General features: G+C 45.3%; 15 protein-coding genes, 4 tRNA genes, 2 rRNA genes and 3 pseudogenes. 20 read left to right on the top strand and 4 right to left on the bottom strand.

Annotated elements, in window-relative coordinates:
* Nucleotides 1-335: 335 nt before the first annotated feature.
* Both fdxA and mutS read right to left on the bottom strand, forming a co-directional pair.
* A complete protein-coding gene (fdxA, locus tag ONZ52_RS05945; protein ID WP_111609069.1) occupies nt 336-659 on the bottom strand; it encodes a ferredoxin FdxA in 324 nt (107 codons plus the stop codon).
* Nucleotides 660-842: 183 nt separating this feature from the next.
* Nucleotides 843-3,487: pseudogene (mutS, locus tag ONZ52_RS05940) on the bottom strand (DNA mismatch repair protein MutS).
* 79 nt (nt 3,488-3,566) lie between these two features.
* On the opposite strand from mutS, the gene ONZ52_RS05935 reads away from it, so the two are divergent.
* The 5 genes from ONZ52_RS05935 (at nt 3,567) to ONZ52_RS05915 (ending at nt 6,988) form a co-directional block, all read left to right on the top strand.
* On the top strand, nt 3,567-4,067 hold the full coding sequence (locus ONZ52_RS05935; protein WP_265217789.1) for a CinA family protein: 501 nt from the start codon (nt 3,567-3,569) through the stop codon (nt 4,065-4,067).
* A gap of 104 nt (nt 4,068-4,171) precedes the next feature.
* Nucleotides 4,172-5,251, top strand: coding sequence for a recombinase RecA (gene recA / locus ONZ52_RS05930; RefSeq protein ID WP_265217788.1), 1,080 nt, complete (start codon nt 4,172-4,174; stop codon nt 5,249-5,251).
* Nucleotides 5,252-5,405: 154 nt separating this feature from the next.
* Nucleotides 5,406-5,813: a hypothetical protein gene (locus ONZ52_RS05925; RefSeq protein WP_265217787.1), complete on the top strand. Its 408-nt coding sequence runs from the start codon at nt 5,406-5,408 to the stop codon at nt 5,811-5,813.
* Nucleotides 5,806-6,021 carry a hypothetical protein gene (locus ONZ52_RS05920; RefSeq protein WP_265217786.1) on the top strand — a complete coding sequence of 72 codons (216 nt, stop codon included), beginning with the start codon at nt 5,806-5,808 and terminating at the stop codon, nt 6,019-6,021. The genes ONZ52_RS05925 and ONZ52_RS05920 overlap by 8 nt, the downstream gene beginning before the upstream one ends.
* The gene (locus ONZ52_RS05915) at nt 6,005-6,988 is read left to right on the top strand and encodes a hypothetical protein (protein WP_265217785.1); all 984 of its coding nucleotides are present in this window, start codon (nt 6,005-6,007) and stop codon (nt 6,986-6,988) included. Before ONZ52_RS05920 ends, ONZ52_RS05915 begins: the two co-directional genes overlap by 17 nt.
* Before the next feature lie 31 nt (nt 6,989-7,019).
* Here ONZ52_RS05915 and ONZ52_RS05910 read toward each other — a convergent pair whose 3' ends face one another.
* On the bottom strand, nt 7,020-7,328 hold the full coding sequence (locus ONZ52_RS05910; RefSeq protein ID WP_265217784.1) for a regulatory protein RecX: 309 nt from the start codon (nt 7,326-7,328) through the stop codon (nt 7,020-7,022).
* Nucleotides 7,329-7,673: 345 nt separating this feature from the next.
* Between ONZ52_RS05910 and ONZ52_RS25290 the strand changes: the two genes are divergently transcribed.
* The 10 genes from ONZ52_RS25290 to ONZ52_RS05865 all read left to right on the top strand — a co-directional run bounded on the left by ONZ52_RS25290 (nt 7,674) and on the right by ONZ52_RS05865 (nt 15,076).
* The gene (locus ONZ52_RS25290; protein ID WP_321160267.1) at nt 7,674-8,249 is read left to right on the top strand and encodes an FAD-dependent oxidoreductase; all 576 of its coding nucleotides are present in this window, start codon (nt 7,674-7,676) and stop codon (nt 8,247-8,249) included.
* Nucleotides 8,219-8,926, top strand: coding sequence for an FAD-dependent oxidoreductase (locus ONZ52_RS25285; protein WP_321160286.1), 708 nt, complete (start codon nt 8,219-8,221; stop codon nt 8,924-8,926). The genes ONZ52_RS25290 and ONZ52_RS25285 overlap by 31 nt, the downstream gene beginning before the upstream one ends.
* 30 nt (nt 8,927-8,956) lie before the next feature.
* Nucleotides 8,957-10,003 (top strand): alanine racemase, encoded by a 1,047-nt coding sequence (alr, locus tag ONZ52_RS05900; RefSeq protein WP_265217783.1) that lies wholly within the window; start codon nt 8,957-8,959, stop codon nt 10,001-10,003.
* A gap of 276 nt (nt 10,004-10,279) precedes the next feature.
* Nucleotides 10,280-12,898 (top strand): alanine--tRNA ligase, encoded by a 2,619-nt coding sequence (gene alaS, locus ONZ52_RS05895; protein ID WP_346433226.1) that lies wholly within the window; start codon nt 10,280-10,282, stop codon nt 12,896-12,898.
* Between the two features lie 43 nt (nt 12,899-12,941).
* On the top strand, nt 12,942-14,183 hold the full coding sequence (locus ONZ52_RS05890; RefSeq protein ID WP_111608894.1) for an aspartate kinase: 1,242 nt from the start codon (nt 12,942-12,944) through the stop codon (nt 14,181-14,183).
* A 144-nt stretch (nt 14,184-14,327) separates the two neighbouring features.
* On the top strand, nt 14,328-14,516 hold the full coding sequence (csrA, locus tag ONZ52_RS05885) for a carbon storage regulator CsrA (protein WP_012071293.1): 189 nt from the start codon (nt 14,328-14,330) through the stop codon (nt 14,514-14,516).
* A 58-nt stretch (nt 14,517-14,574) separates the two neighbouring features.
* Nucleotides 14,575-14,664, top strand: a tRNA-Ser gene (locus tag ONZ52_RS05880).
* Between the two features lie 58 nt (nt 14,665-14,722).
* Nucleotides 14,723-14,799: transfer RNA gene (locus ONZ52_RS05875), tRNA-Arg, on the top strand.
* A gap of 62 nt (nt 14,800-14,861) precedes the next feature.
* Nucleotides 14,862-14,938: transfer RNA gene (locus ONZ52_RS05870), tRNA-Arg, on the top strand.
* Nucleotides 14,939-14,999: 61 nt separating this feature from the next.
* A tRNA-Arg gene (locus ONZ52_RS05865) sits at nt 15,000-15,076 on the top strand.
* Nucleotides 15,077-15,143: 67 nt separating this feature from the next.
* Here ONZ52_RS05865 and ONZ52_RS05860 read toward each other — a convergent pair.
* Nucleotides 15,144-16,073, bottom strand: coding sequence for a tRNA dihydrouridine synthase (locus ONZ52_RS05860; RefSeq protein ID WP_265218182.1), 930 nt, complete (start codon nt 16,071-16,073; stop codon nt 15,144-15,146).
* Between the two features lie 157 nt (nt 16,074-16,230).
* Here ONZ52_RS05860 and ONZ52_RS05855 point away from each other — a divergent pair, with 157 nt between their 5' ends.
* From ONZ52_RS05855 to ONZ52_RS05835, 5 genes and pseudogenes are all read left to right on the top strand, one after another.
* On the top strand, nt 16,231-16,557 hold the full coding sequence (locus tag ONZ52_RS05855; RefSeq protein WP_265217782.1) for an OadG family protein: 327 nt from the start codon (nt 16,231-16,233) through the stop codon (nt 16,555-16,557).
* A 33-nt stretch (nt 16,558-16,590) separates the two neighbouring features.
* Nucleotides 16,591-18,391: pseudogene (gene oadA / locus ONZ52_RS05850) on the top strand (sodium-extruding oxaloacetate decarboxylase subunit alpha).
* A 19-nt stretch (nt 18,392-18,410) separates the two neighbouring features.
* A pseudogene (locus ONZ52_RS05845) lies at nt 18,411-19,584 on the top strand (sodium ion-translocating decarboxylase subunit beta).
* Nucleotides 19,585-20,005: 421 nt separating this feature from the next.
* Nucleotides 20,006-21,548, top strand: a 16S ribosomal RNA gene (locus tag ONZ52_RS05840).
* Between the two features lie 340 nt (nt 21,549-21,888).
* Nucleotides 21,889-24,778 (top strand): 23S ribosomal RNA (locus tag ONZ52_RS05835).
* The 16S and 23S rRNA genes sit together here, the layout of an rRNA operon.
* The last annotated feature ends 144 nt before the right edge of the window (nt 24,779-24,922 follow it).

Raw genomic sequence — 24,922 nt, 5'->3', positions numbered from 1 at the left:
GCATGAAGTGCTTATTGATACGCCATTGATGGTGTAGAGGATTGAACCAGGATGTTCAAGAGCAAGGGAGTGTTCATAGGAATAATATGGTTTGATGGACAGCACCATGCATCAGGATAGCTTGGAGGCTTTATGATGAAGCGAACAGGATGTTTTACTCATCGGAAGAGTAATGCTTAACAGGATGTGAGCAAAAAGCAGGGTCGCCAATAGGCGCCCTTTTTTTGCCTAAAATTTGTTATTTGTCGATTATTTTCGATACGACAAATATAAAAAAAGCGACGTAAGGTCGCTTTTTTACATTTTGGCTTGTCCTATCTTGGTATGGTGTTAAGTTAGCGCTCTAGATGCTCTAATTTATCTTCCACACCATCCCATTGTGCCGCATCGGCAAGGGCGTCTTTTTTCTCAGTGATATTTGGCCAAATTAAAGATAGATCTCTGTTTAGTTCAACAAATACTTCCTGATCTTCAGGCAATTCGTCTTCTGAGAAGATGGCATTGGCTGGGCATTCAGGTTCGCACAATGCGCAGTCGATACACTCGTCAGGATTGATGGCTAAAAAGTTAGGGCCTTCGTAGAAGCAGTCCACAGGACAAACTTCAACGCAGTCAGTATATTTGCAGCGAATGCAGTTATCGGTAACGATGAAAGCCATTCGACTTCTCCTTACAAGCTATAAAAATGATTGCGCACTATTTTAGAGGTATAGGCCATTTGGCGGCAAGCAACAATCGTAAATACTCTACATTTATCTGCTATTAGCTTATATCTAGAGCTTTGCATGGCAACATAAAGCCTGATGCATGCAAAGCGCTAGCGTTTTCAATGGCCGTAATGACTACAGTTGAGATTTCAGCTTGTACAAAGCGTTTATTGCGTCTAAAGGCGTCATGTTATCTAAATCTAGCGCTTCAATGGCGTTTTTCAAGGCGTTTTGTTCTGCCTGAGCAAACATATCCACCTGTTGAGGTTGATATCCTCCTTTTTCTTCTTGAATTTTTTCTTGCTCTTTGTTGGAGGTGAAGAGGCCGGCATTGTCTGATGGCTACGGTCGTGATCAATGCCGGTAACGACTTCTAGCTCTGTCAATTTTTGCTTGGCGTGCCCAATTACATCACGAGGAACCCCCGCCAATTGCGCCACTTGTAAGCCGTATGACTGGCTGGCTGAGACCTCATGAACCTTGTGTAAGAAGACGATTTCATCGTCGTACTCCGTTGCAGTCAGGTGAACGTTGGCAGCGTTTTCTAGTTGATCCGCTAGCGTGGTGAGACTCGAAATAATGGGTAGCGAACAAGACGTAGCATTTTAACTTATTCGCTAAATAATCAACCGCTGCCCAAGCTAGGGAAAGGCCATCAAAGGTGCTGGTACCACGTCCGACTTCATCCATTAAGACCAAGCTGTTTTTAGTCGCATTGTTTAAAATATTGGCGGTTTCCGTCATTTCCACCATAAAGGTTGAGCGACCGCCGGCAAGGTCATCCGATGAAGCCCCATTCGAGTAAAGATTCGATCGACTACTGAAATGGAAGCCGATTCTGCAGGGACAAAACAGCCTGTGTGAGCTAATAGTGTGATTAATGCGATTTGACGCATGTAGGTCGATTTACCGCCCATATTAGGGCCGGTAATCATCAGCAAAGATCGTGTCTTATTCAGCTCAAGATCGTTTGGCACAAAGGGATCTGAAATAACCGATTCCACAACGGGATGGCGACCTGCGACAATATGAATGCCGCCACGATTGTGTAGCTCTGGGCAACGAAAGTTAAGCACATCGGCGCGTTTTGCAAAGTTGTTTAGCACATCAAGTTGTGCCAAAGCTTGGCTTGTGGTTTGTAATTCACTCAATACTTCATTCAATTGGTCGAGCAGAGATTCATAAAGTTCTTTCTCTCGAGCAAGCGATTTGGACTTTGCGCTGAGTGCTTTGTCTTCAAAGGCTTTTAGCTCTGGTGTGATAAAGCGCTCAGCATTTTTTAACGTTTGACGACGGACGTATTCTACTGGTGCTTGGTCAGAATGAAGGCGACTAATCTCAATGTAATAACCATGTACCCGATTAAAGCCGACTTTCAGTGAACTAATACCAGTTCGAGCTTTTTCACTGCGCTCCATTTCAGCAAGAAAGTCAGTAGCGTTGGTCGACAAGGCTAAAAGCTCATCTAATTCGGCATCGTAGCCTTTGGCAAAAATGCCGCCATCACGAACCACCGATGGTGGGTTTTCGACCAAGGCTTTAGCCAATGTCTCAGTAATATCGGGTTGCGCCAGAATGCGTTGATTAAGCTCCTGCAGTCGCTGAGATGCCGCATTGGCCAACAAGCTGTTGAGTTCTGGTGCGGCTTCAAGGGCAAATCGTAGACGTAATAAGTCTCTAGGACGAGCAGAGCGTAGCGCCACTCGTGATAATATGCGTTCTAAATCCCCGACTTTTTTGAGTGGCTGATCAAAGGTGGTATAGATATGGGTGTTTTGCAATTCAGCCACGACTTGCTGGCGAGCCTGAATTTCATTTAGATCTCGAATTGGCGTATGTAGCCAGCGTTTTAACAAGCGACTGCCCATTGGTGTAGCGCAGTCATCCAGAACACTGATCAATGTATTGCTAGTACCACCCGTTAAGTTAATGTCGATTTCTAAGTTACGTCGAGTCGCGCCATCAATCAGAACTGAATCATCTTTATGTTCAACCATAATCGATTGAATGTGCGGCAATGCTGAGCGTTGGGTGTCTTTGGCATATTGCAGCAAAGCCCCCGCCGAAGCTATCGCAGCTGTCAGGGATTCACAGCCAAAACCAGACAAATCTTTGGTGTTAAATTGCTGAATGAGTTGACGATAGCTGGATTCATAATCGAAATGCCAAGGGCCAAGCTCAGCAATGCCTTTTTCTAGCTTTAATGTTGACCGCGCAGGGAAATCTTCAGAGATCAAAATTTCTCTTGGTGATAAACGCTGTAGTTCACTAGAAAGGGCTTCGTGACCATCGACCTCGAATAGGCAAAAACGGCCACTGGCCATGTCCAAATAAGAGAAGCCAAAAATATCGAGACCTTTACGGGATTGATGAGCAAGAGACAACAAAAGGTTCTCGCGCTTTTCTTCAAGAAAAGCTTCGTCACTGATGGTGCCTGGGGTAACGATACGAGCAATTTGGCGTTCAACCGGCCCTTTGCTGGTGGCTGGGTCTCCCGTTTGTTCGGCAACCACCACAGATTCGCCCATGCGAACTAAACGCGCAATGTAGTTTTCCGCAGCGTGAAACGGAATACCAGCCATCGGAATAGGCATGCCTCCAGAGTGTCCGCGAGCCGTTAGTGTAATATCGAGCAGTTGAGAAGCACGTTTCGCGTCATCGTAGAAGAGTTCATAGAAGTCTCCCATGCGGTAAAATAGCAGCTGGTTTGGGTGCTGTGATTTTAGGCCAAAATATTGGCGCATCATCGGCGTGTGATTGTCTGCTGGTGTATTGCTCATTTAGGCTAGCTCGATTGTGATCCAAAAAATAGAGGGGTATTCTACGGGATATTTTCTTAGGATTTAAGGGATAATACGAATGAATCAGATGCAAAAAATGACTCATGCTGCACAAGAAGTCGGTGTGTTATTGCAAGCGAAAGGCGATTTTCTGGTGACGGCAGAGTCTTGCACTGGTGGCTTGATTGGTGCGGTATGTACGGAAATAGCGGGCAGCTCGTCATGGTTTTTTGGTGGTGTGATTAGCTATGCCAATGACGCTAAGATACGTGGTTTATCGGTTAAAAAAGAAACCTTATCCGCTTTTGGTGCGGTGTCTGAGCAGACTGTCAAAGAGATGTGTGCTGGTGCGTTAGCGTTAGGGGGGGATATTGCTGTTGCCGTGAGTGGTGTAGCTGGGACCGCTGGTGGCTCACCAGAAAAGCCTGTAGGTTGTGTTTATATCGGTTGGCAAATTGTTGGGCAAGACGCCAGTGTTGAGCGTTTTCAATTCTCAGGGGATCGTCAAGCGGTGAGAGAAGCCACTGTTTTAGCGGCATTGAATGGCGTAAAAGAAAGGCTAAGCAGCAATAAAAAATAATACTGTTTTTATATACAGTATTTCTTGAGATTACCCAAAAAAAACGCTAGAGTTACCCGCAACGACAATTAGTCACAACGAAAAGTAGCCACAAGGATTTCATTATGTCATCTATTGCAGACAACAAGAAAAAGGCGCTGGATGCAGCGCTGTCTCAAATCGAGCGTCAATTTGGTAAAGGCGCCATCATGAAGATGGGCGAAGGTGCCAAGCTTGATATTGATACGGTTTCTACCGGATCGTTAGGTCTGGATATTGCGCTAGGTGCGGGTGGTCTTCCGTATGGTCGTATTTGTGAAATTTATGGTCCAGAATCATCTGGTAAAACAACGTTGACATTGAGTGTTATTGCGGAAGCACAAAGACAAGGCAAAACCTGTGCTTTTATTGATGCGGAGCATGCACTTGATCCATCCTATGCTGAAAAGTTAGGGGTAAATATCGCGGATCTTTTGATCTCTCAGCCAGATACGGGTGAGCAAGCGCTTGAAATCGTTGATATGTTGGTTCGCTCTAACAGTGTTGATGTCGTGATAGTCGATTCTGTTGCGGCATTGGTCCCTAAGTCTGAGATCGAAGGCGAAATGGGTAGTTCTTCTGTTGGTGTTCAGGCGCGTTTACTTTCTCAAGCAATGCGTAAGTTGACAGGCTCTATCAAAAACGCCAATTGTCTTGTGATTTTCATTAACCAAATTCGTATGAAAATTGGTGTGATGTTTGGTTCCCCAGAAACAACGACAGGTGGTAACGCACTTAAATTTTACTCTTCTGTGCGCTTGGATATTCGTCGTATTGGTTCTGTGAAGCAGGGCGACGAAGTGATTGGTAACGAAACCCGTGTTAAAGTGGTTAAGAACAAGATTGCCCCTCCATTTAAACAAGCTGAATTTCAAATCATGTATGGTGCAGGCATCTATCGCATGGGTGAAGTGATTGATTTGGGTGTTAAGCAAGGCTTTGTTGATAAAGCCGGTGCTTGGTATGCTTACAATGGTAATAAAATTGGTCAGGGCAAAGCCAATGCTGCCCAATTTTTAGCCGATAATCCTGAAATAGCAAAAGAAATTGAAGCTAAAATTCGTGAGGATTTATTGCCTAAAACAGCTCAGGCTGATGGCAAGCCTAAAGAGGCTAAAGACACTGAAGTTGAAAAAGACGAAGATGTCGAGCAACTCGATTTCTAAAATAGACTTTTAAACAGCGAATTCTTTAAAGCAGACCTAGTGTCTGCTTTTTTGTTTTTTTACTGAAAATGTTTTAGTGAAAAGTTTGTTGGTTTGTTGAAAAATATTCTTCTATGATGACCTATTTATATTGGGTATTAACAGGACAGTCATCATGTCGATGTGGCAATGGTCGCTTATTGTATTGAGCGTGCTTTTTTTGGGCGTCTTTCTTTTCACAGGTTTTCGTTACGTATCATTGAAAAAGAAAGCGGTAAAGTTAGGCTTTGTTCCAAAGGAGGATCTAAGTGAGCAGGACGTAGGTCCACAAAGTCCATCCGACGACGAAAAGCAACAATGGTTGGCGCTATTAAGGCAGCAGCAATACATCTGCGCTCAGCTTATTGAGGAGCTGCCTAAGTCTGATTTTCAAGGGAGAGCCGCTTTGTCATGTTGGGCTATTTTCTTGGATATAGAGATTAATATTATTGAGCATGCTATTCCTCATTCTCAGGTCGCAGAATTATTAGAAGCCTTTAAAGGGATTCTAGACAAGGTCGATCGAGGCTCAAGAAGTGGATGAGTTATTAAAGTCGCTAAAAGTGAATCAATCCTTACTGCGAGAATTAAATAAAGTGATTCAAAAAGCAGGAGAAAAGGTTTTTGCGCAGGTCACTATTACCTCAGAGTTAAATATTCAGCTTAGTGAACTTCAGAGTCAGCTAGCAAAGGAAGCAGAGCTAGATGAATCACTGGCTTTGCTGAGGACTCCAAATGGCGAGCATGTGTGAGTTTGTTGAACGCCTCAAGCTACATTTGGCTGAGGTGAAGCAGGAAGGTGATAGTGCGTTGTATGTGCAAGCTTTAGAGACATTTTTAGAGGGGACGGATCAGTCGGTTTTTTTAGATTCAGTTCGCTCAGAGTTGAATGACAAAGTGTCAGACCTAAAACAGCTAGCTGCGCACCAAAAAGCGATTATGGCGGAGTTGAAGGAACAAGTTCGTAAAGTAAGGGCGGGTCAGGGCGGAGACGGTAAGCATGTTGGTGTCTATGACATTTATATCGTTAGACTGGAAAAAGCATTATTAGAAAGTGGTCGAGTCGTTAAGCGCTTAGAGAAGAAGCTGGAAAGTTTGCAGACCATTAAATACAACTTAAATATTGATGTTATTAAGCGAGATGAAGCTCTGAAGCAAAAAAATGCTTTGTTGAAAACAAGAGGCACTAATATTAAGCAGAATATTGATATCTATGATGTGTTTGATGAAGAAAGAAGTACCATGAAAAATATGGAGGATCTGCTTTACCAAGACGCATTTACCGAAGAGTCGGATTCTTTTGCGAGTGAGCAGGCTTCGAAATTAAATTCTTTGCGCCAGATGGTGAATGAGTCAGAGCTATACGTAGAGATGCTTGAGCGTGATTTGGACAAGGCTAGAGCATTACGTGAAAGTCTAGAGCATAAGCTGCTTCATCCCGAATCGATTGAAGATACAGACTATAATGATGTTGATGTGTTGGCTAGTCGAGATTTGGAAGAATTTGAGAACCTCAAAGAAGTGAATAATGAATTAGAAGAAGAGCGTAAACGTTTGGAAGCGGCTTTGTATGATGGCCAAGTTCAAGCCGCCGAAGTGATCAAATTACAGAAAAAAATTGAAGAATTGGACGATAAAATAGCGCTGACTCAACAGAATTATGTCGACATGGAGACGCGTTATGTTGCTGCGTTGATGGCAAAAGGAGACGATTCATAAGCTCCTTTTTCAACATAAAAGATTTGCGCGTTTAGAGTTCGTCAGAGTCTGAGACTGCGTATTTAATCTGTTCGAAATCAAACCCTCGATATTGAAGGTAGCGCGATTGCTTGGCTTTTTCTTTGAAGTTCTTACTGGCTTCTTTTCCAAACTTACTTTCTTTGAGTTGTTTCGCTAACTCAAACCAGTCTGCATTAGCATCCGCAATAGCTGCTTTTGCTAACTCACTACTAATGCCTTTCTGGATCAGTTCTTGTGTTATTCTGCTTGCGCCCAGTGGTTTACTTAATCGGCTTCTAACAAAGATTTCAGCAAAGCGCTCATCATTGAGATAGTTCATGCTCTCAAGGCGTTCAATGACGGCATTGATTTCTTCTTCTGTGTGCCCTTTTGCTTTTAATTTTGTAAAGAAGCTCTTTTTTACTGTGTTCTCTATGACTGAGTAGTGATAAAGCTTGATCGAATACAGATGTCTGTTGTTCTTTCATATTTGAACTCTCTGGGTATCTTAATTGATGCGCTATTTTATCAGTTGAATTTGCTTTTTACATTTCATTTCTAAAAAACTAAAAAATCCATTTTTTATAGTTTTTTATACTTAATAATATCAGTAGATAAGATGATAAAACTGCATATATTATGTAAATATGGGCAATATGACTTTGTCTTTATTTGAGGTTTTTTTATGCGTGTTTGCGTGTTGGGTGCGGGTGTTGTTGGCTTAACGTCAGCCTATTATTTGGCGAAAAAAGGCTTTGAGGTGACGGTGATTGATCGTCAGGAAGGGGTGGCTTTAGAGACGAGTTTTGCTAATGCAGGGCAAATTTCTCCAGGTTATTCTGCTCCATGGGCTGCACCAGGCATTCCTTTAAAAGCGATCAAGTGGCTCATGCAAAAACACGCACCATTAAAGATCAGCGCGGATCCTGAGCTTAAAAAAATGGCATGGATGGGTAAGATGTTGGCGAACTGTACGGAAAAAGCTTACGACGTGAATAAGTCACGCATGGTGGCTTTGGCGGAGTATAGCCGTGACCAGTTTATTGCTATGCGCAAAGATATTGGCATTAAATACGATGATGGACAGGGTGGGTTGACTCAGTTATTCCGCAAGGATGAGCAAGTTGAGGCGTCTGAAAAAGACATCAAGGTATTAAAAGCTTTGAATGTGCCTCATCAGGTATTAACCCCAGCGCAGATTCTAGAGGTTGAGCGGGTCTTGCCCCCGTTATCCATAAGTTTAAAGGCGGACTTCGCCTAGTTGGGGATGAGACGGGCGATTGTTTTGTTTTTTGTCAAGAGCTGAAAAAGCACTGTGATGAATTAGGGGTGACATTTAAATTTGGTGTTGCTATCGATCGTTTGCATGTGGAAGGTGGTAAAATACGCGCTGTTAAGACCGATCAGGGCGATTTTGAGTTTGATAATGTCTTGGTCTCTATGGGAAGTTATTCGAAAGAATTGCTTAAAGCGATCGACATTTCCATTCCTGTTTATCCTGTGAAAGGGTACTCGTTAACGGTGCCAATCACTGATTCACAGTATGCGCCAATGTCTACTGTGATGGATGAAACTTACAAAGTGGCGGTGACTCGATTGGGTGGGCGCATTCGTGCAGCCGGAACCGCGGAGTTAAATGGCTACAATCTTGATTTGCCTAAAGTTCGTACTGAAACCATTACCCATGTAGTACACGATTTATTTAATCAAGGCTGTGAATTATCGCAAGCGGATTACTGGACTGGACTTCGTCCTATGACGCCAGATGGTACACCGGTTGTTGGGCGCACAGGTGTGCAGGGATTGTACTTAAATACAGGTCACGGGACATTGGGCTGGACGATGAGTTGCGGCTCTGCCGCTGTGATTGCAGATATTATGTCTGGTGATAAGACTGAGATCGATTCACAGGATCTTTCCGTACAACGTTATCAGTAATAAAACGCTATAGAAGTTTAAGGGGCAAAAATGGCAAGGCCACTCACGGCAACGGTAGATTTAGAGGCGATTCTGCAAAATTACCGTTATGCAAAAAAGTTACAGCCAACTTGCAAGGCGTTTGCGGTGGTTAAGAGCAATGCTTATGGGCATGGTGCGGTTGAGGTCTCGCGTTATTTGGATAAAGAGGTCGATGCCTTTGCGGTAGCGGCCATTGAGGAAGCGATTGCTTTGCGTGAAGCGGGCGTTGTCTCTCCAATACTATTATTAGAAGGCGTTTTTGAGGGTGACGAGTGGGCATTGTGTGAACAGTATGGCTTTTGGTCCGCTTTAGAAAATGCCCAGCAACTTGACGAGTTGCAAGCCAGTCGTGCCAAAATAGAAAAGATCTTTCTAAAGTTAGATTCGGGAATGCATCGTCTTGGCGTGGACAAAGAAACGGCTCCGGCATTTGTGGCGGCACTAAAAGGCTGTGGCCAAGTGGGTGAAGTGGTGTTAATGACACATTTTGCTTGTGCCGATGATTTGTCGGATTTAACGACGATGCAGCAGCTGGCGTATTTTGAACAAGCTCGTCAATCGATAGGTGATATTGAAGCCAGCGTAGCGAATTCGGCTGCGATTATGAAGTGGAGCGTTCCTGAAGGCGGCTGGATTCGCCCCGGTATCATGCTATATGGGATTTCACCTTTTGCCGAGGTCAGTGGGCGATCGATTGGTTTGCGTCCTGCCATGACGTTATCATCAAAGGTGATTTCGACGCGTAAGCTTAAACAGGGTGATAGAGTGGGCTATGGTCTTGGCTATGTGGCTGCAGAAGATCATATTTTGGCTACGGTCGCCGTGGGTTATGGTGATGGCTATCCTCGCCATGCTGTAAATGGTACGCCGTTGCAAATTAATGGCGAAGCGGCCTGTCTTGCTGGTCGAGTCTCCATGGATATGATCACGGTGCGCATGCAAAATGTTGCTTCTGAACTCGCTATGGGGCAGGAAGTGGTATTGTGGGGAGGGGATGTGCCTGTTGAAGAGGTTGCGGATTATGCTGGTACAATCGGGTATGAAGCTCGTGACTAGAATGACGGCTCGACCTCATTATCGTTATACGCGTGGTGAAAACGCTCAGTAATACCTTTCAAGAAACATTAAGCAAAAGTAGGTTTACTTCCGTAAAACCTACTTTTGCTTAACTTATACACAAAATAAGCGTCAAATTACGACGGTTTCTTTTGAAAACACCTATCCTTTGCGTGTACTATTTTGTGCTTTTCGTTGCATCGAGTAGGCATGTAGTAATCTGCCATTCACGCAATCCAATTCGTCCAGAAAATAGAGATAGAGACTCATCCCATTATGAAGAGTTCTGAACTACGTCAGTCATTTTTATCGTACTTTGAAAGTAAGCAGCATCAGATTGTGGAATCCAGCTCATTGGTTCCTGGAAATGATCCGACCTTGCTGTTTACCAATGCTGGCATGGTCCAGTTTAAAGATGTGTTTTTGGGGGAAGATATTCGCCCATACTCACGAGCAACGACGTCTCAGCGTTGTGTTCGGGCAGGTGGTAAACACAATGACTTGGAAAACGTCGGTTATACCGCACGTCACCATACATTTTTTGAAATGTTGGGTAACTTCAGCTTTGGCGATTATTTCAAAAAAGACGCGATTCATTACGCTTGGGAGTTTCTAACGGTCGTTTTAAAGCTACCAACAGAAAAGCTGTTGGTAACGGTTTATGCAGAAGACGACGAAGCTTTTGATATTTGGAACAAAGATATTGGATTGCCAGTAGAGAAAATTATTCGTATTGGTGATAACAAAGGCGGTCGTTATCAGTCTGATAATTTCTGGGCAATGGGCGATACCGGTCCTTGTGGTCCTTGTTCGGAAGTGTTTTATGATCACGGTGAGCATATTTGGGGTGGGCCTCCAGGTTCTCCTGAAGAAGATGGCGACCGTTTCATTGAAATCTGGAACGTGGTTTTCATGCAGTTTAACCGTTCTGCCGATGGCACTATGGCGCCATTGCCTAAGCCGTCTGTCGATACTGGAATGGGCTTGGAGCGTATCGCGGCGATTTTGCAAGGCGTTCATAGTAACTACGAAATCGATTTGTTCCAAAATCTCATTAAAGCCGCGGCACAAGTGGTGGGTACTCAAGATCTGAGTGCGCAGTCTCTTCGAGTTATTGCTGACCACATTCGTTCTTGTTCCTTCATGATTGTTGACGGTGTGATTCCATCCAATGAGGGTCGTGGTTATGTGTTGCGCCGTATTATTCGTCGTGCGATTCGTCACGGTAATAAACTAGGCCAAAAAGGCGTGTTTTTCCATAAGCTGGTCGACGCGCTTGATAGTGAAATGGGTGAGGCTTACCCAGAGTTAACGAAATTAAAAGAGCGAGTGGCTTCTATTCTATTAAAAGAAGAGGAGCAGTTCGCTAAAACCCTTGATCAAGGCATGAAGATTCTTGAAGAGGCGATTTCTGAGTTAGGCGATCAGAAAATTATTCCGGGTGAGACGGTCTTTAAGCTTTACGACACTTACGGTTTTCCAGCAGATTTGACCAACGATGTGGCGCGTGAAAATGATTTAGAAATAGACGAAGCTGGATTTGCAGTGGCAATGGACGCACAGCGTGCGCGTGCTCGTTCAGCCAGTAACTTCTCTATGGACATGTCAAGCGGCGTTAAGCTGGACTCTGTGACTGAGTTTACCGGGTACGAGAACCTAGACGGTGCGTGTGTCGTGGAGATGATTCTGGTTGATGGTGCTCCTGTTGAGGCGATTGAAGCGGGTCAAGCTGCTGCTGTGATTTTGAAATCGACGCCTTTTTATGCTGAATCAGGTGGTCAGGTTGGCGATCAAGGTTGGTTACGTGGTACGGGCGCGTTTAAGGTGTCTAACACGACGAAGCAAGCGAAAGCGCATTTGCACCATGGTGAGCTAAAAGAAGGTCGTTTGGCGGTGGGTGATCAAGTGACTGGTGAAGTAGATCGTACTTTGCGCATGGCAACCACACTGAATCACTCAGCTACTCACTTAATGCACGAGGCCTTACGTCGTGTTCTGGGTGATCATGTTTCACAAAAAGGCTCTTTGGTAAACCCTGAGCGTTTGCGTTTTGACTTCTCGCATTTTGAAGGTGTTAGTGCGACGGAAATCGAGCAAATTGAAGACATGGTAAACGAGCAAATTCGTTTAAATCGTCCGGTAGAAACCGACATTATGGATGTTGAATCTGCAAAAGCGAAAGGCGCTATGGCCTTGTTTGGTGAGAAATATGACAGCGAAGTGCGTGTCTTGACAATGGGGGCTGATTACTCAATCGAGTTGTGTGGTGGTACTCATGTCAGTCGTACAGGCGATATCGGTTTCTTTAAAATTATCACAGAAAGCGGTATTGCGGCGGGCGTTCGTCGTATTGAAGCGGTGACGGGTAAAGTGGCAATAGACACAACTCGTCAGACTGAATCGGTTCTTGATGGTATTGCTAGCCTTGTCAAAGGCAACAAAGATAGTGTCTTAGACAAAGTGGTTGCTTTGAATGATCACGCGCGCAGTTTGCAAAAAGAATTGGACGTACTGAAAGGCAAAATGGCGGCGTTAGCGGGTGCTGATTTAGCCTCTCAAGCGGTGGAGATTAATGGCGGTAAGTTGTTGGTCGCTCAGGTTGAGGTGGAAGATCCAAAAGCGTTGCGTGACTTACTAGATGAGCTGAAAAGTAAGCTTGAGTCCGCTGTCATTTTATTGGCTTCGGTGAACGATGGCAAAGTAAGTTTGATCGCTGGTGTGACCAAAGAACTGACAAAAAATGTGAAGGCTGGTGATTTGATTAAGATGATTGCGCCTTATGTTGATGGTAAAGGTGGTGGTCGTCCTGATATGGCTCAAGCGGGTGGTAATAATCCAGATGGCTTATCTGCGGCGCTGGCATTGGTGTCTGATTGGGTTGCTGAAAGAGTATAACTTGATTCGCTCTGTTTGAGCTTTGATTTGGGTAGTGAAGAATATGGCGTTGTTAGTTCAAAAATACGGTGGCACCTCGGTTGGTACAATAGAACGTATCGAGGCCGTTGCGGACCGAGTGTTGAAGCATAAGCAGCAAGGAGATGACATCGTTGTGGTTGTTTCCGCTATGAGTGGTGAAACCAATAGACTGATCGAGCTTGCAAAGCGCATTGATGCGTCACCAAGTGCTAGAGAAATGGATGTGCTGCTATCAACAGGGGAGCAGGTGACGATTGCTTTATTGTCGATAGCCTTGATGAAGCGTGGCCTTGACGCTCGTTCTTATACCGGTTCTCAGATCCGTATCACCACTGACAGCGCTCATGGCAAGGCTCGAATTCAAAAGATAGACACAGAGGCGATGCGTGCTGATTTGGATGCAGGTCGTGTTATTGTTGCGGCTGGTTTTCAAGGCGCGGATGAGCTTGGCAATATTACGACGTTAGGTCGTGGTGGCTCTGATACCACAGGCGTTGCGCTTGCTGCCGCTTTGAAGGCGGATGAGTGTCAAATCTATACCGATGTGGACGGTGTTTATACTACCGATCCTCGCGTAGTAGATAGCGCACGACGCTTAGATAAAATCACCTTTGAGGAAATGTTGGAAATGGCCAGCCTAGGCTCTAAGGTATTGCAAATTCGTTCTGTTGAATTTGCAGGTAAATATCAAGTGCCGCTAAGGGTGCTGTCTAGTTTTGTTGAGGGTGAAGGTACATTGATTACAACTGAGGGGGTTAAGGGTATGGAGCAGCCAGCGGTTTCTGGAATTGCATTTAATAGAGACGAAGCGAAATTAACCTTGAAAAGGGTGCCTGATATTCCAGGCATTGCCTCTCGTATTCTTGGGCCTATCAGTGATGCCAACATTGAAGTGGATATGATTGTGCAAAACGTGTCGGTGGATGGCACTACGGATTTTACGTTTACTGTACATCGTAATGAATATGATAAAGCTTTGTCGACGCTGAACTTAATCGCTGAAGAGCTTGGCGCCAGTGCTGTTTTATCTGATGCAAAAATCGCTAAGGTGTCTATTGTAGGGGTTGGTATGCGCTCTCATGCTGGCGTCGCCAGTACTATGTTCAAAGCGTTAGCGGCTGAGTCTATCAATATACAGTTGATTTCTACTTCGGAAATTAAAGTGTCGGTCATCATTGATGAAAAATACATGGAGTTGGCTGTCCGAGCGTTACATTCTGCATTTAAGTTGAGTGATGCGACACCAGAAGTGAGAGAAGCGTAACATTTGGATACACAAAAGCCTTAATTAATGGATGGTTTAATTTTTATTGAGAGGCTACAATTACTTTTGTAGGAATTGCCCTACAAGATTTGTCGGGCAGTTCTTCTTAATAAATGTTAAAAGCTATTACAGGGAGATATTCTTATGCTTATTCTTACTCGTCGTGTCGGTGAAACTTTAATGGTTGGTGATGAAGTTTCTGTCACTGTATTAGGTGTAAAAGGGAATCAAGTGCGTATTGGCATTAATGCGCCTAAAGATGTATCTGTTCACCGCGAAGAAATATACCTTCGTATCCAAAAAGAACAAGACGATCAAATTTCTGAAGATTAATTTTTAAAAAAGCCTTTACAAGACAAATGTGTCGTATATAATGCGCCCCACTTGTTACGGAGAGTTGGCCGAGTGGCCGAAGGCGCTCCCCTGCTAAGGGAGTATGGGGTGAAACTCATCGAGGGTTCGAATCCCTCACTCTCCGCCATTTCAAGTTCGTCTTCTTAGAGGCTATCCGCTCTAAGTAAAAGATAAAAAATTGTGATGCACCCGTAGCTCAGCTGGATAGAGTACTCGGCTACGAACCGAGCGGTCAGAGGTTCGAATCCTCTCGGGTGCACCATTCTTTTTTTAACATTTTAAAGCTATCCACTTTAAAGTGTTGTCGTGAAAAAATATTGCTATGCACCCGTAGCTCAGCTGGATAGAGTACTCGGCTACGAACCGAGCGGTCAGAGGTTCGAATCCTCTCGGGTGCACCAATATAAAAAATGATTTAAAGTAATCTTTTTAAAGTTATTTATTTAAAGTATTTACTGCTACGCACCCGTAGCTCAGCTGGATAGAGTACTCGGCTACGAACCGAGCGGTCAGAGGTTCGAATCCTCTCGGGTGCACCATTCCTATACACCTCAATAATGTCCAATTCTTTTTCATTACTATCGTATTTTTTAATAAAATACTCTCTCATATTTTTCTAATATTTTCGAATGTCTGCGTTAGCTCTTTTACGCTGCTGCAATGTCTTAATATCTGCAGATTCTCTTTGATTTCATCAAAATTAAACCTCAAATGTCCACACCATTGTTTTAGTCTGCCTAGCGTAACAATATCGTCATAGTACTTTTGTAGTTCGGTGCTATAGTCTGCGAAGAGTGTTTTTAGTATGGCGGTGTCTATTGTGTTTTTTTGTCCGTTCAGTTCGTTTCTGATTTGCTGAAAAACAAATGGGTTGTTAAGTGAGCCTCGTCCAATCATAAAATGCTGACAACCTGTAATAGACAGGCAGTGCAAAAGTGACTCTGTGTCTACTATGTCTCCATTAGCAACGACGTTCATGTTTGTTATGTCTTGGATTTTTCCTATTTTTTCCCATCGTGCTGGTCCTTTATAGCCATCTTTTTTGGTGCGCCCATGGATTGTTAATGTACCAACACCAGCCGCTTCAATGGCGGCCACATTATCAAACAGCAGAGCTTCATCTTCGAAGCCCAGGCGAATTTTTGCGGATACAGGTATTTCGTCGGGTAGTGTTTTTCGAATCGCATTCATGATGTCATAAAGTGCACCTGGGGTTTGCAGTAAAAATGAGCCACCACCATGTCCGTTGACGCGTTTGGAAGGGCATCCAAAATTCACGTCAATGTGTGTTGCGCCAGCTTGTATAGCATTGAGAGCGCTCTCTGCCATGAGTTCTGCGTTACTGCCTAGTAGTTGAGTGTGAACAGGGTGATTGTGAGCGGTTGTTGCTTTATTGCTATTTTCAGGGACAAGGCGCGTGAATGTGGTGGTTGGTATTGGGTGCTGGGTGACTCTAATGAATTCTGAGACTAGATAGTCCATGCCACCAATTTTTGACAGTAGGTTTCTCATGGTGTGATCCATAACGCCTTCCATGGGGGCGACGGCCAGGACAATGTTTTTATTGTTTGTTGGTTTTTTTACGGGGTAGGGCGTTTTGGGGGAAATGTTCACGAAATAAGTCTAACTGTTATGCAAAAAAAATATGAAACTGTTCTGGTTTGTGGTAAAAAACTAATCATCAAAGTAAACAGTGCTGTTGGTTGTGCATCTGATCACATTAGAGGAGCACAAACAAGGCGATAACAAAGGTGTCGATGTTATGGGTGAGTTGCTGGAAGATGGTTTGGGGTTGATGGTTCTAGGAATGGGCTTTGTGTTTCTGTTTTTAGTGATTTTAATTTATGCCACAAGTTACATGTCTCGTTTACTTAATCATCTGTTTCCCGAGTTGCCCCCAGTTACCTCGTCAAGTGCTATGCCTAAGTCTTCTGACAAATCAGTTGTTGATGCTCAAATGGTGGCGGTGATCACGGCGGCCGTGCATCAGCATAGAAACAATAAAAACGTTAACTCTTAATTCTAACTTTCTTGATCTATTTGAGGCTGAAATATGACAACAACTAAGCAACCTCTAGGCATTACTGATGTCGTTTTGCGTGATGCTCATCAATCCTTATTTGCCACGCGTATGCGTATCGACGATATGCTTCCTATTGCTGAAAAACTGGATCGAGTTGGATTTTGGTCACTTGAATCCTGGGGAGGCGCAACATTTGATGCATGTATTCGCTTTATCGGTGAGGATCCTTGGGAGCGTATCCGTGAGCTGAAAAAAGCGATGCCTAAAACACCTCAGCAAATGCTACTGCGTGGACAGAATCTTTTGGGGTATCGTCACTATGCGGATGATGTGGTGAGTAAGTTTGTTGAGCGTGCGGCTTTGAATGGGGTGGATGTTTTTCGAATTTTTGACGCAATGAATGATCCGCGCAATTTAGAAACGGCGATCAAGGCAGTTAAGCAGCAAGATAAGCATGCGCAAGGGACGATTTCTTATACCAAGAGCCGAGTTCATACCACCAAAAATTGGGTGGATTATGCCAAAAGACTGGAAGATATGGGGGCAGATTCTATTGCGATAAAAGATATGTCTGGCATCCTGACGCCGTATGATGCATTCGAGTTGGTGAGCCTATTGAAAGCGCAAACGCAATTAGAGGTGCAGTTGCATGCGCACGCCACTTCAGGTTTGTCTGATATGACGATTTTAAAAGCAGTTGAAGCTGGTGTTGATCGAGTGGATACCGCCATTTCCTCCATGTCGATGACTTACGGTCATAGTGCAACAGAATCTATTGTGGCGGCGTTGCAGGGTACAGATAGAGATACAGGTTTAGATTTGGAGCTGTTGGAGGAGATTGCCGCTTATTTCCGCGAAGTCAGAAAAAAGTATGCGAAATTTGAAGGCTCTCTTCGTGGAACGGATTCTCGTATACTGATTGCTCAGGTGCCTGGCGGCATGCTCACCAATATGGAAAGTCAGCTAAAAGAGCAGGGCGCTGCAGATAAGTTTGATGAAGTATTGAAAGAAATTCCTAGGGTTCGCGAAGATTTAGGTTTGATTCCTTTGGTAACACCTACATCACAGATTGTTGGTACTCAAGCTGTGTTAAATGTGTTGACGGGAGAACGTTATAAGTCTATTTCAAAGGAAACAGCTGGTATTTTGAAGGGTGAATACGGCGCGGCTCCTGCTGAGTTTAATAAAGAGTTGCAAGCGCGTGTGCTGGATGGTGCAGAGGCAATTACTTGTCGGCCAGCGGATTTGCTCTCACCTGAGATGGATAAATTAACAGAAGAGTTGGTTGCTCTTTCAAAAGAAAAAAACATTGCTTTGGCGGATGATCAAATCGATGACGTTTTGACCTATGCTTTGTTTCCGCAAATTGGTCTTAAGTTTCTTCAGAATCGTGGAGATGCTAGTGCGTTTGAGCCAGTACCAACATTGAGTGATGCTGTTGTTGACAGTAAGCCTGCTATTGCAAGTGCTGGGCCTAATGAGGTCAGTGTTTATACCGTTTCAGTTTCTGGGCAGAGTTTTGTTGTTCAGGTATCAGAGGGGGGATGTGAGCAACATCCAGCCGATAGAGCATTCGCAAGGCGCTTCGGTTAAGCAGTCTTCTGCGTCTGCCGCGTCATCTGGTGAAAATGTGCCATCGCCGTTAGCGGGTAATATCTTTCGGGTTTTGGTTTCTCCAGGTCAGCATGTTGAAGAAGGTGATACCGTGATGATATTGGAAGCGATGAAAATGGAGACAGAAATATCGGCGCCTAGATCTGGAGTTGTTGGTTCCATTAATGTGAAAGAAGGTGATTCCGTAAAAGTCGGTCAGTCACTTCTTACTCTGTAGTGAAAGGAATCAATTCAACATGGAAAATAAATTATTAAATCTTTATCACGACACGGGGATTTACCAGCTTGAGTTTGGGCAGTTGGTGATGATTTGTGTCGGCTTATTGTTGGTGTTTTTAGCAATCAAAAAAGGCTTTGAGCCGCTGTTGCTTCTGCCTATCGGTATTGGTGCGGTTTTGGTTAATATTCCTGGGGCTGGTTTCATGGCGGCACCTGTTTATGACGCTGCTGGTCATATGGTTTCCCCTGGAGGTCTTCAGTATTACATTTATCATGGCGGTATAGAGACGGGATTGTTCCCGCTGTTGATTTTCATGGGCGTCGGAGCAATGACGGATTTTGGTCCTATGCTAGCCAATCCGAAAACCTTGCTTCTTGGAGCGGCGGCTCAGTTTGGTATTTTTGCGACCGTCATTGGGGCTGTGTTGCTTGGGGCATTTGGGATAATGGACTTTACATTAGCTGACGCGGCCGCTATCGGCATTATCGGTGGTGCCGATGGGCCGACGGCTATTTTTGTTGCTAGTAGATTGGCGCCTGATTTGTTGGGGGCAATTGCTGTAGCTGCTTATTCTTATATGGCGCTAGTACCTCTCATTCAACCACCAATTATGCGAACTCTTACGACGAAAGAAGAACGTTCCATCAAGATGGAGCAACTTAGGCCTGTATCTAAGAAAGAAAAAATTGTCTTTCCTATTGTAGTGACAATTTTGGTTGCGATGTTTTTGCCTTCGGCCGCACCTTTACTTGGTATGTTCTGTTTCGGTAATTTGATGCGCGAATGTGGTGTAGTGGATAGATTGAGTGATACTGCACAAAACGCGTTAATAAACATAGTGACTATTTTTCTTGGTCTTGGTGTGAACTTCAAAATTGAGTTCGGAAGCGTTTTTGAACTTAGAAACCTTGGGGATCTTGAGCTTAGGGCTAATTGCTTTCTCAATCGGCACTGCGTCTGGTGTATTGATGGCGAAGTTAATGAATAAATTCTCCAAAGAGGCAATCAACCCGTTGATTGGTGCCGCAGGTGTGTCGGCTGTTCCAATGGCGGCACGAGTAGCTAATAAAATAGGTTTGGAAGCAAATAAGCAAAATTTCTTATTAATGCATGCGATGGGGCCAAATGTCGCTGGTGTTATCGGTTCAGCTGTGGCGGCTGGTGTAATGCTAAGTTATGTTGGTGGTTAGTGTTTAATAGCCTCGCTTTCAAAAAGACACTTCGGTGTCTTTTTGTTTATTTGAGAGTTTATTAATTAAATTATAAAAAAAACAAAAAAAGAGCTTGCGCTAAAACTTCTAGGCTGTATTATACGCCTCCACTGACACGGACAACGACGCAAACAAGAGTTTGCACTTACTAAGATAAGTAAGTTGAACGAAGTATCAGACGCTCTTTAAAATAGATAATCAGATAATTTGTGTGGGCGCTCGCTGGAGGCTTCAGAAGATTGTCCGGATTGGTTTTTAACTGATTCGAGATGGTCAAAAAAATTGAAGTCTTGCGAAACGTCTAACACGTCAATTCGCTTTATGTTGTTTCGTTGTTCTTCGGGATGATGAAATGATTAAGTTATTGTTAGTGTAATAGATTTTGAGTAAGCAAACTTTTTAACTGAAGAGTTTGATCATGGCTCAGATTGAACGCTGGCGGCAGGCTTAACACATGCAAGTCGAGCGGTAGCACGGAGAAACTTGTTTCTTGGGTGACGAGCGGCGGACGGGTGAGTAACGCGTAGGAATCTACCTAGTAGAGGGGGACAACATGTGGAAACGCATGCTAATACCGCATACGCCCTGAGGGGGAAAGGAGGGGACTTTTCGGAGCCTTCCGCTATTAGATGAGCCTGCGTGAGATTAGCTAGTTGGTAGGGTAAAGGCCTACCAAGGCGACGATCTCTAACTGGTCTGAGAGGATGACCAGTCACACTGGGACTGAGACACGGCCCAGACTCCTACGGGAGGCAGCAGTGGGGAATATTGGACAATGGGCGCAAGCCTGATCCAGCCATGCCGCGTGTGTGAAGAAGGCCTTAGGGTTGTAAAGCACTTTCAGGGGTGAGGAAGGGTGATTGGTTAATACCCAATTATCTTGACGTTAGCCCCAGAAGAAGCACCGGCTAACTCTGTGCCAGCAGCCGCGGTAATACAGAGGGTGCAAGCGTTAATCGGAATTACTGGGCGTAAAGCGCGCGTAGGTGGTTTGTTAAGTCGGATGTGAAATCCCAGGGCTCAACCTTGGAATGGCACCCGATACTGGCAGGCTAGAGTATGGTAGAGGGGTGTGGAATTTCCTGTGTAGCGGTGAAATGCGTAGATATAGGAAGGAACATCAGTGGCGAAGGCGACACCCTGGACTAATACTGACACTGAGGTGCGAAAGCGTGGGGAGCAAACAGGATTAGATACCCTGGTAGTCCACGCCGTAAACGATGTCTACTAGCCGTTGGGTTGTAATGACTTAGTGGCGCAGCTAACGCAATAAGTAGACCGCCTGGGGAGTACGGCCGCAAGGTTAAAACTCAAATGAATTGACGGGGTACTCGCACAAGCGGTGGAGCATGTGGTTTAATTCGACGCAACGCGAAGAACCTTACCTACTCTTGACATCCAGAGAAGAACGCAGAGATGTGTTTGTGCCTTCGGGAACTCTGAGACAGGTGCTGCATGGCTGTCGTCAGCTCGTGTTGTGAAATGTTGGGTTAAGTCCCGTAACGAGCGCAACCCTTATCCTTACTTGCTAGCGGGTAATGCCGAGAACTTTAAGGAGACTGCCGGTGACAAACCGGAGGAAGGTGGGGACGACGTCAAGTCATCATGGCCCTTACGAGTAGGGCTACACACGTGCTACAATGGCGTATACAGAGGGCTGCGAACTTGCGAGAGTAAGCGAATCCCAGAAAGTACGTCGTAGTCCGGATTGGAGTCTGCAACTCGACTCCATGAAGTCGGAATCGCTAGTAATCGTGAATCAGAATGTCACGGTGAATACGTTCCCGGCCTTGTACACACCGCCCGTCACACCATGGGAGTTGATTGCTCCAGAAGTAGGTAGTCTAACCGTAAGGAGGACGCTTACCACGGAGTGGTCAATGACTGGGGTGAAGTCGTAACAAGGTAGCCCTAGGGGAACCTGGGGCTGGATCACCTCCTTAAACGATAGAAACCTCTGGTGAGCGTTCACACAAATTATCTGATGGTATGAGTTAATGATTATTCATTGGCGAGATACAGTATCTAGTTTAGAAAGCTTAGCGACAAAGCTTTAAGCAAGACGCTAAACATCTTATGCGTCACGCGAGTTGGGTGGTTTTTAGTCTCTGACTTAGTGCTTTGCACTAAACTTGCTCTTTAACAATTCGAATTTTGAAATAGACGATAATCAAGCGTCAAACCGGTGGAAAGCATCTTTAACCTAGATGACTTTCTAAATCGTAAATCCAGAGGGGTACAAAAGCCCTTTGGTATGTGATCCGAAACTATTTTGGGTTATATGGTCAAGTGACCAAGCGTGCACGGTGGATGCCTTGGCAGTCAGAGGCGATGAAGGACGTGGTAATCTGCGAAAAGGTTCGGGGAGTCGATAAACAGGCTTTGATCCGAACATGTCCGAATGGGGGAACCCACTCTACTTGTAGAGTATCCCACAGTGAATACATAGCTGTGAGGAGGCGAACGAGGGGAACTGAAACATCTAAGTACCCTTAGGAAAAGAAATCAACCGAGATTCCCTAAGTAGCGGCGAGCGAAAGGGGATTAGCCCTTAAGTGGTTTTGGTGTTAGTAGAAGGCTCTGGAAAGTGCCGCGATAGAGGGTGATAGCCCCGTATACGAAAACACCTTAATCATGAAAACGAGTAGGACGGGACACGTGTTATCCTGTCTGAATATGGGGGGACCATCCTCCAAGGCTAAATACTCCTGACTGACCGATAGTGAACCAGTACCGTGAGGGAAAGGCGAAAAGAACCCCTGTGAGGGGAGTGAAATAGATCCTGAAACCGTGTACGTACAAGCAGTGGGAGCGGACTTGTTCCGTGACTGCGTACCTTTTGTATAATGGGTCAACGACTTATTTTCAGTAGCAAGGTTAAACATGTAGTGGAGCCGTAGGGAAACCGAGTCTTAATAGGGCGTTTAGTTGCTGGGAATAGACCCGAAACCGGGCGATCTATCCATGAGCAGGTTGAAGGTTGAGTAACATCAACTGGAGGACCGAACCCACATCCGTTGAAAAGGCTGGGGATGACTTGTGGATAGGAGTGAAAGGCTAATCAAGCTCGGAGATAGCTGGTTCTCCTCGAAAGCTATTTAGGTAGCGCCTCGTATCTCACCATTGGGGGTAGAGCACTGTTTGGGCTAGGGGGTCATCCCGACTTACCAACCCCATGCAAACTCCGAATACCAATGAGTGCAATTACGGGAGACACACGGCGGGTGCTAACGTCCGTCGTGGAAAGGGAAACAACCCAGACCGTCAGCTAAGGTCCCAAAGTTACAGTTAAGTGGGAAACGATGTGGGAAGGCTTAGACAGCTAGGAGGTTGGCTTAGAAGCAGCCATCCTTTAAAGAAAGCGTAATAGCTCACTAGTCGAGTCGGCCTGCGCGGAAGATATAACGGGGCTAAAACTGTACACCGAAGCTACGGATGCTTAGTTTACTAGGCATGGTAGAGGAGCGTTCTGTAAGCCGTTGAAGGTCAAGCTGTAAGGCAGGCTGGAGGTATCAGAAGTGCGAATGTTGACATGAGTAACGATAAGGGGAGTGAAAAACTCCCCCGCCGGAAGACCAAGGTTTCCTGTCCCATGTTAATCAGGGCAGGGTGAGTCGGCCCCTAAGGCGAGGCAGAAATGCGTAGTCGATGGGAAACAGGTTAATATTCCTGTACTCGTGCATATTGCGATGGAGAGACGGAGAAGGCTAGGCCAGCACAGCGATGGTTGTCTGTGTTTAAGGCGGTAGGTTTAGGGCTTAGGCAAATCCGGCCCTTTTAAGACCGAGAACTGATGACGAGCCCCTCTTTTGGGCGAAGTGGTTGATGCCATGCTTCCAGGAAAAACTTCTAAGCTTCAGATATGCAGGAACCGTACCCCAAACCGACACAGGTGGTCAGGTAGAGAATACCAAGGCGCTTGAGAGAACTCGGGTGAAGGAACTAGGCAAAATGGTACCGTAACTTCGGGAGAAGGTACGCCGGCCGGTGTGAAGGACTTGCTCCGTAAGCACTAGTCGGTCGAAGATACCAGGTGGCTGCGACTGTTTATTAAAAACACAGCACTCTGCAAACACGAAAGTGGACGTATAGGGTGTGACGCCTGCCCGGTGCTTGAAGGTTAATTGATGGGGTTAGCGCAAGCGAAGCTCTTGATCGAAGCCCAAGTAAACGGCGGCCGTAACTATAACGGTCCTAAGGTAGCGAAATTCCTTGTCGGGTAAGTTCCGACCTGCACGAATGGCGTAACGATGGCCACACTGTCTCCACCCGAGACTCAGTGAAATTGAAATCGCAGTGAAGATGCTGTGTATCCGCGGCTAGACGGAAAGACCCCGTGAACCTTTACTATAGCTTCACAGTGAACTTTGAACCTACTTGTGTAGGATAGGTGGGAGGCTTTGAAGCGGTGACGCCAGTTACCGTGGAGCCACTCTTGAAATACCACCCTGGTATGTTTGAGGTTCTAACTCAGGTCCGTAATCCGGATCGAGGACACTGTGTGGTGGGTAGTTTGACTGGGGCGGTCTCCTCCCAAAGAGTAACGGAGGAGCACGAAGGTGTGCTCAGCATGGTCGGAAATCATGCATAGAGTGTAAAGGCAAAAGCACGCTTAACTGCGAGACAGACACGTCGAGCAGGTACGAAAGTAGGTCTTAGTGATCCGGTGGTTCTGTATGGAAGGGCCATCGCTCAACGGATAAAAGGTACTCCGGGGATAACAGGCTGATACCGCCCAAGAGTTCACATCGACGGCGGTGTTTGGCACCTCGATGTCGGCTCATCACATCCTGGGGCTGAAGCCGGTCCCAAGGGTATGGCTGTTCGCCATTTAAAGTGGTACGCGAGCTGGGTTTAGAACGTCGTGAGACAGTTCGGTCCCTATCTGCCGTGGACGTTTGAGATTTGAGAGGAGCTGCTCCTAGTACGAGAGGACCGGAGTGGACGAACCTCTGGTGTTCCGGTTGTCACGCCAGTGGCATTGCCGGGTAGCTATGTTCGGACGGGATAACCGCTGAAAGCATCTAAGCGGGAAGCCTCCCTTAAGATAAGATCTCACTGGAACATAAGTTCCCTAAAGAGCCGTTCGAGACTAGGACGTTGATAGGTTGGGTGTGTAAGTGCTGTGAGGCATTGAGCTAACCAATACTAATTGCTCGTGAGGCTTGACCATATAACACCAAAGTGGTTTTTAAAGCGGAAACGCTACAATCACAGACACAGATTACGATAAAGCATCAGCAATGATGAGCATCGGTTTGATACTTGGTTATCACTATTTCAAAATGAATTGTTAAAGATCCAAGCACGTATTCGC

The organism is Marinomonas rhodophyticola (assembly GCF_026113935.1).
GTDB classification, from domain to species: Bacteria; Pseudomonadota; Gammaproteobacteria; order Pseudomonadales; family Marinomonadaceae; genus Marinomonas; species Marinomonas rhodophyticola.
The sequence above is the reverse complement of the archived record's forward strand: the minus strand, read 5'-3'. Positions and strand labels throughout refer to the sequence as shown.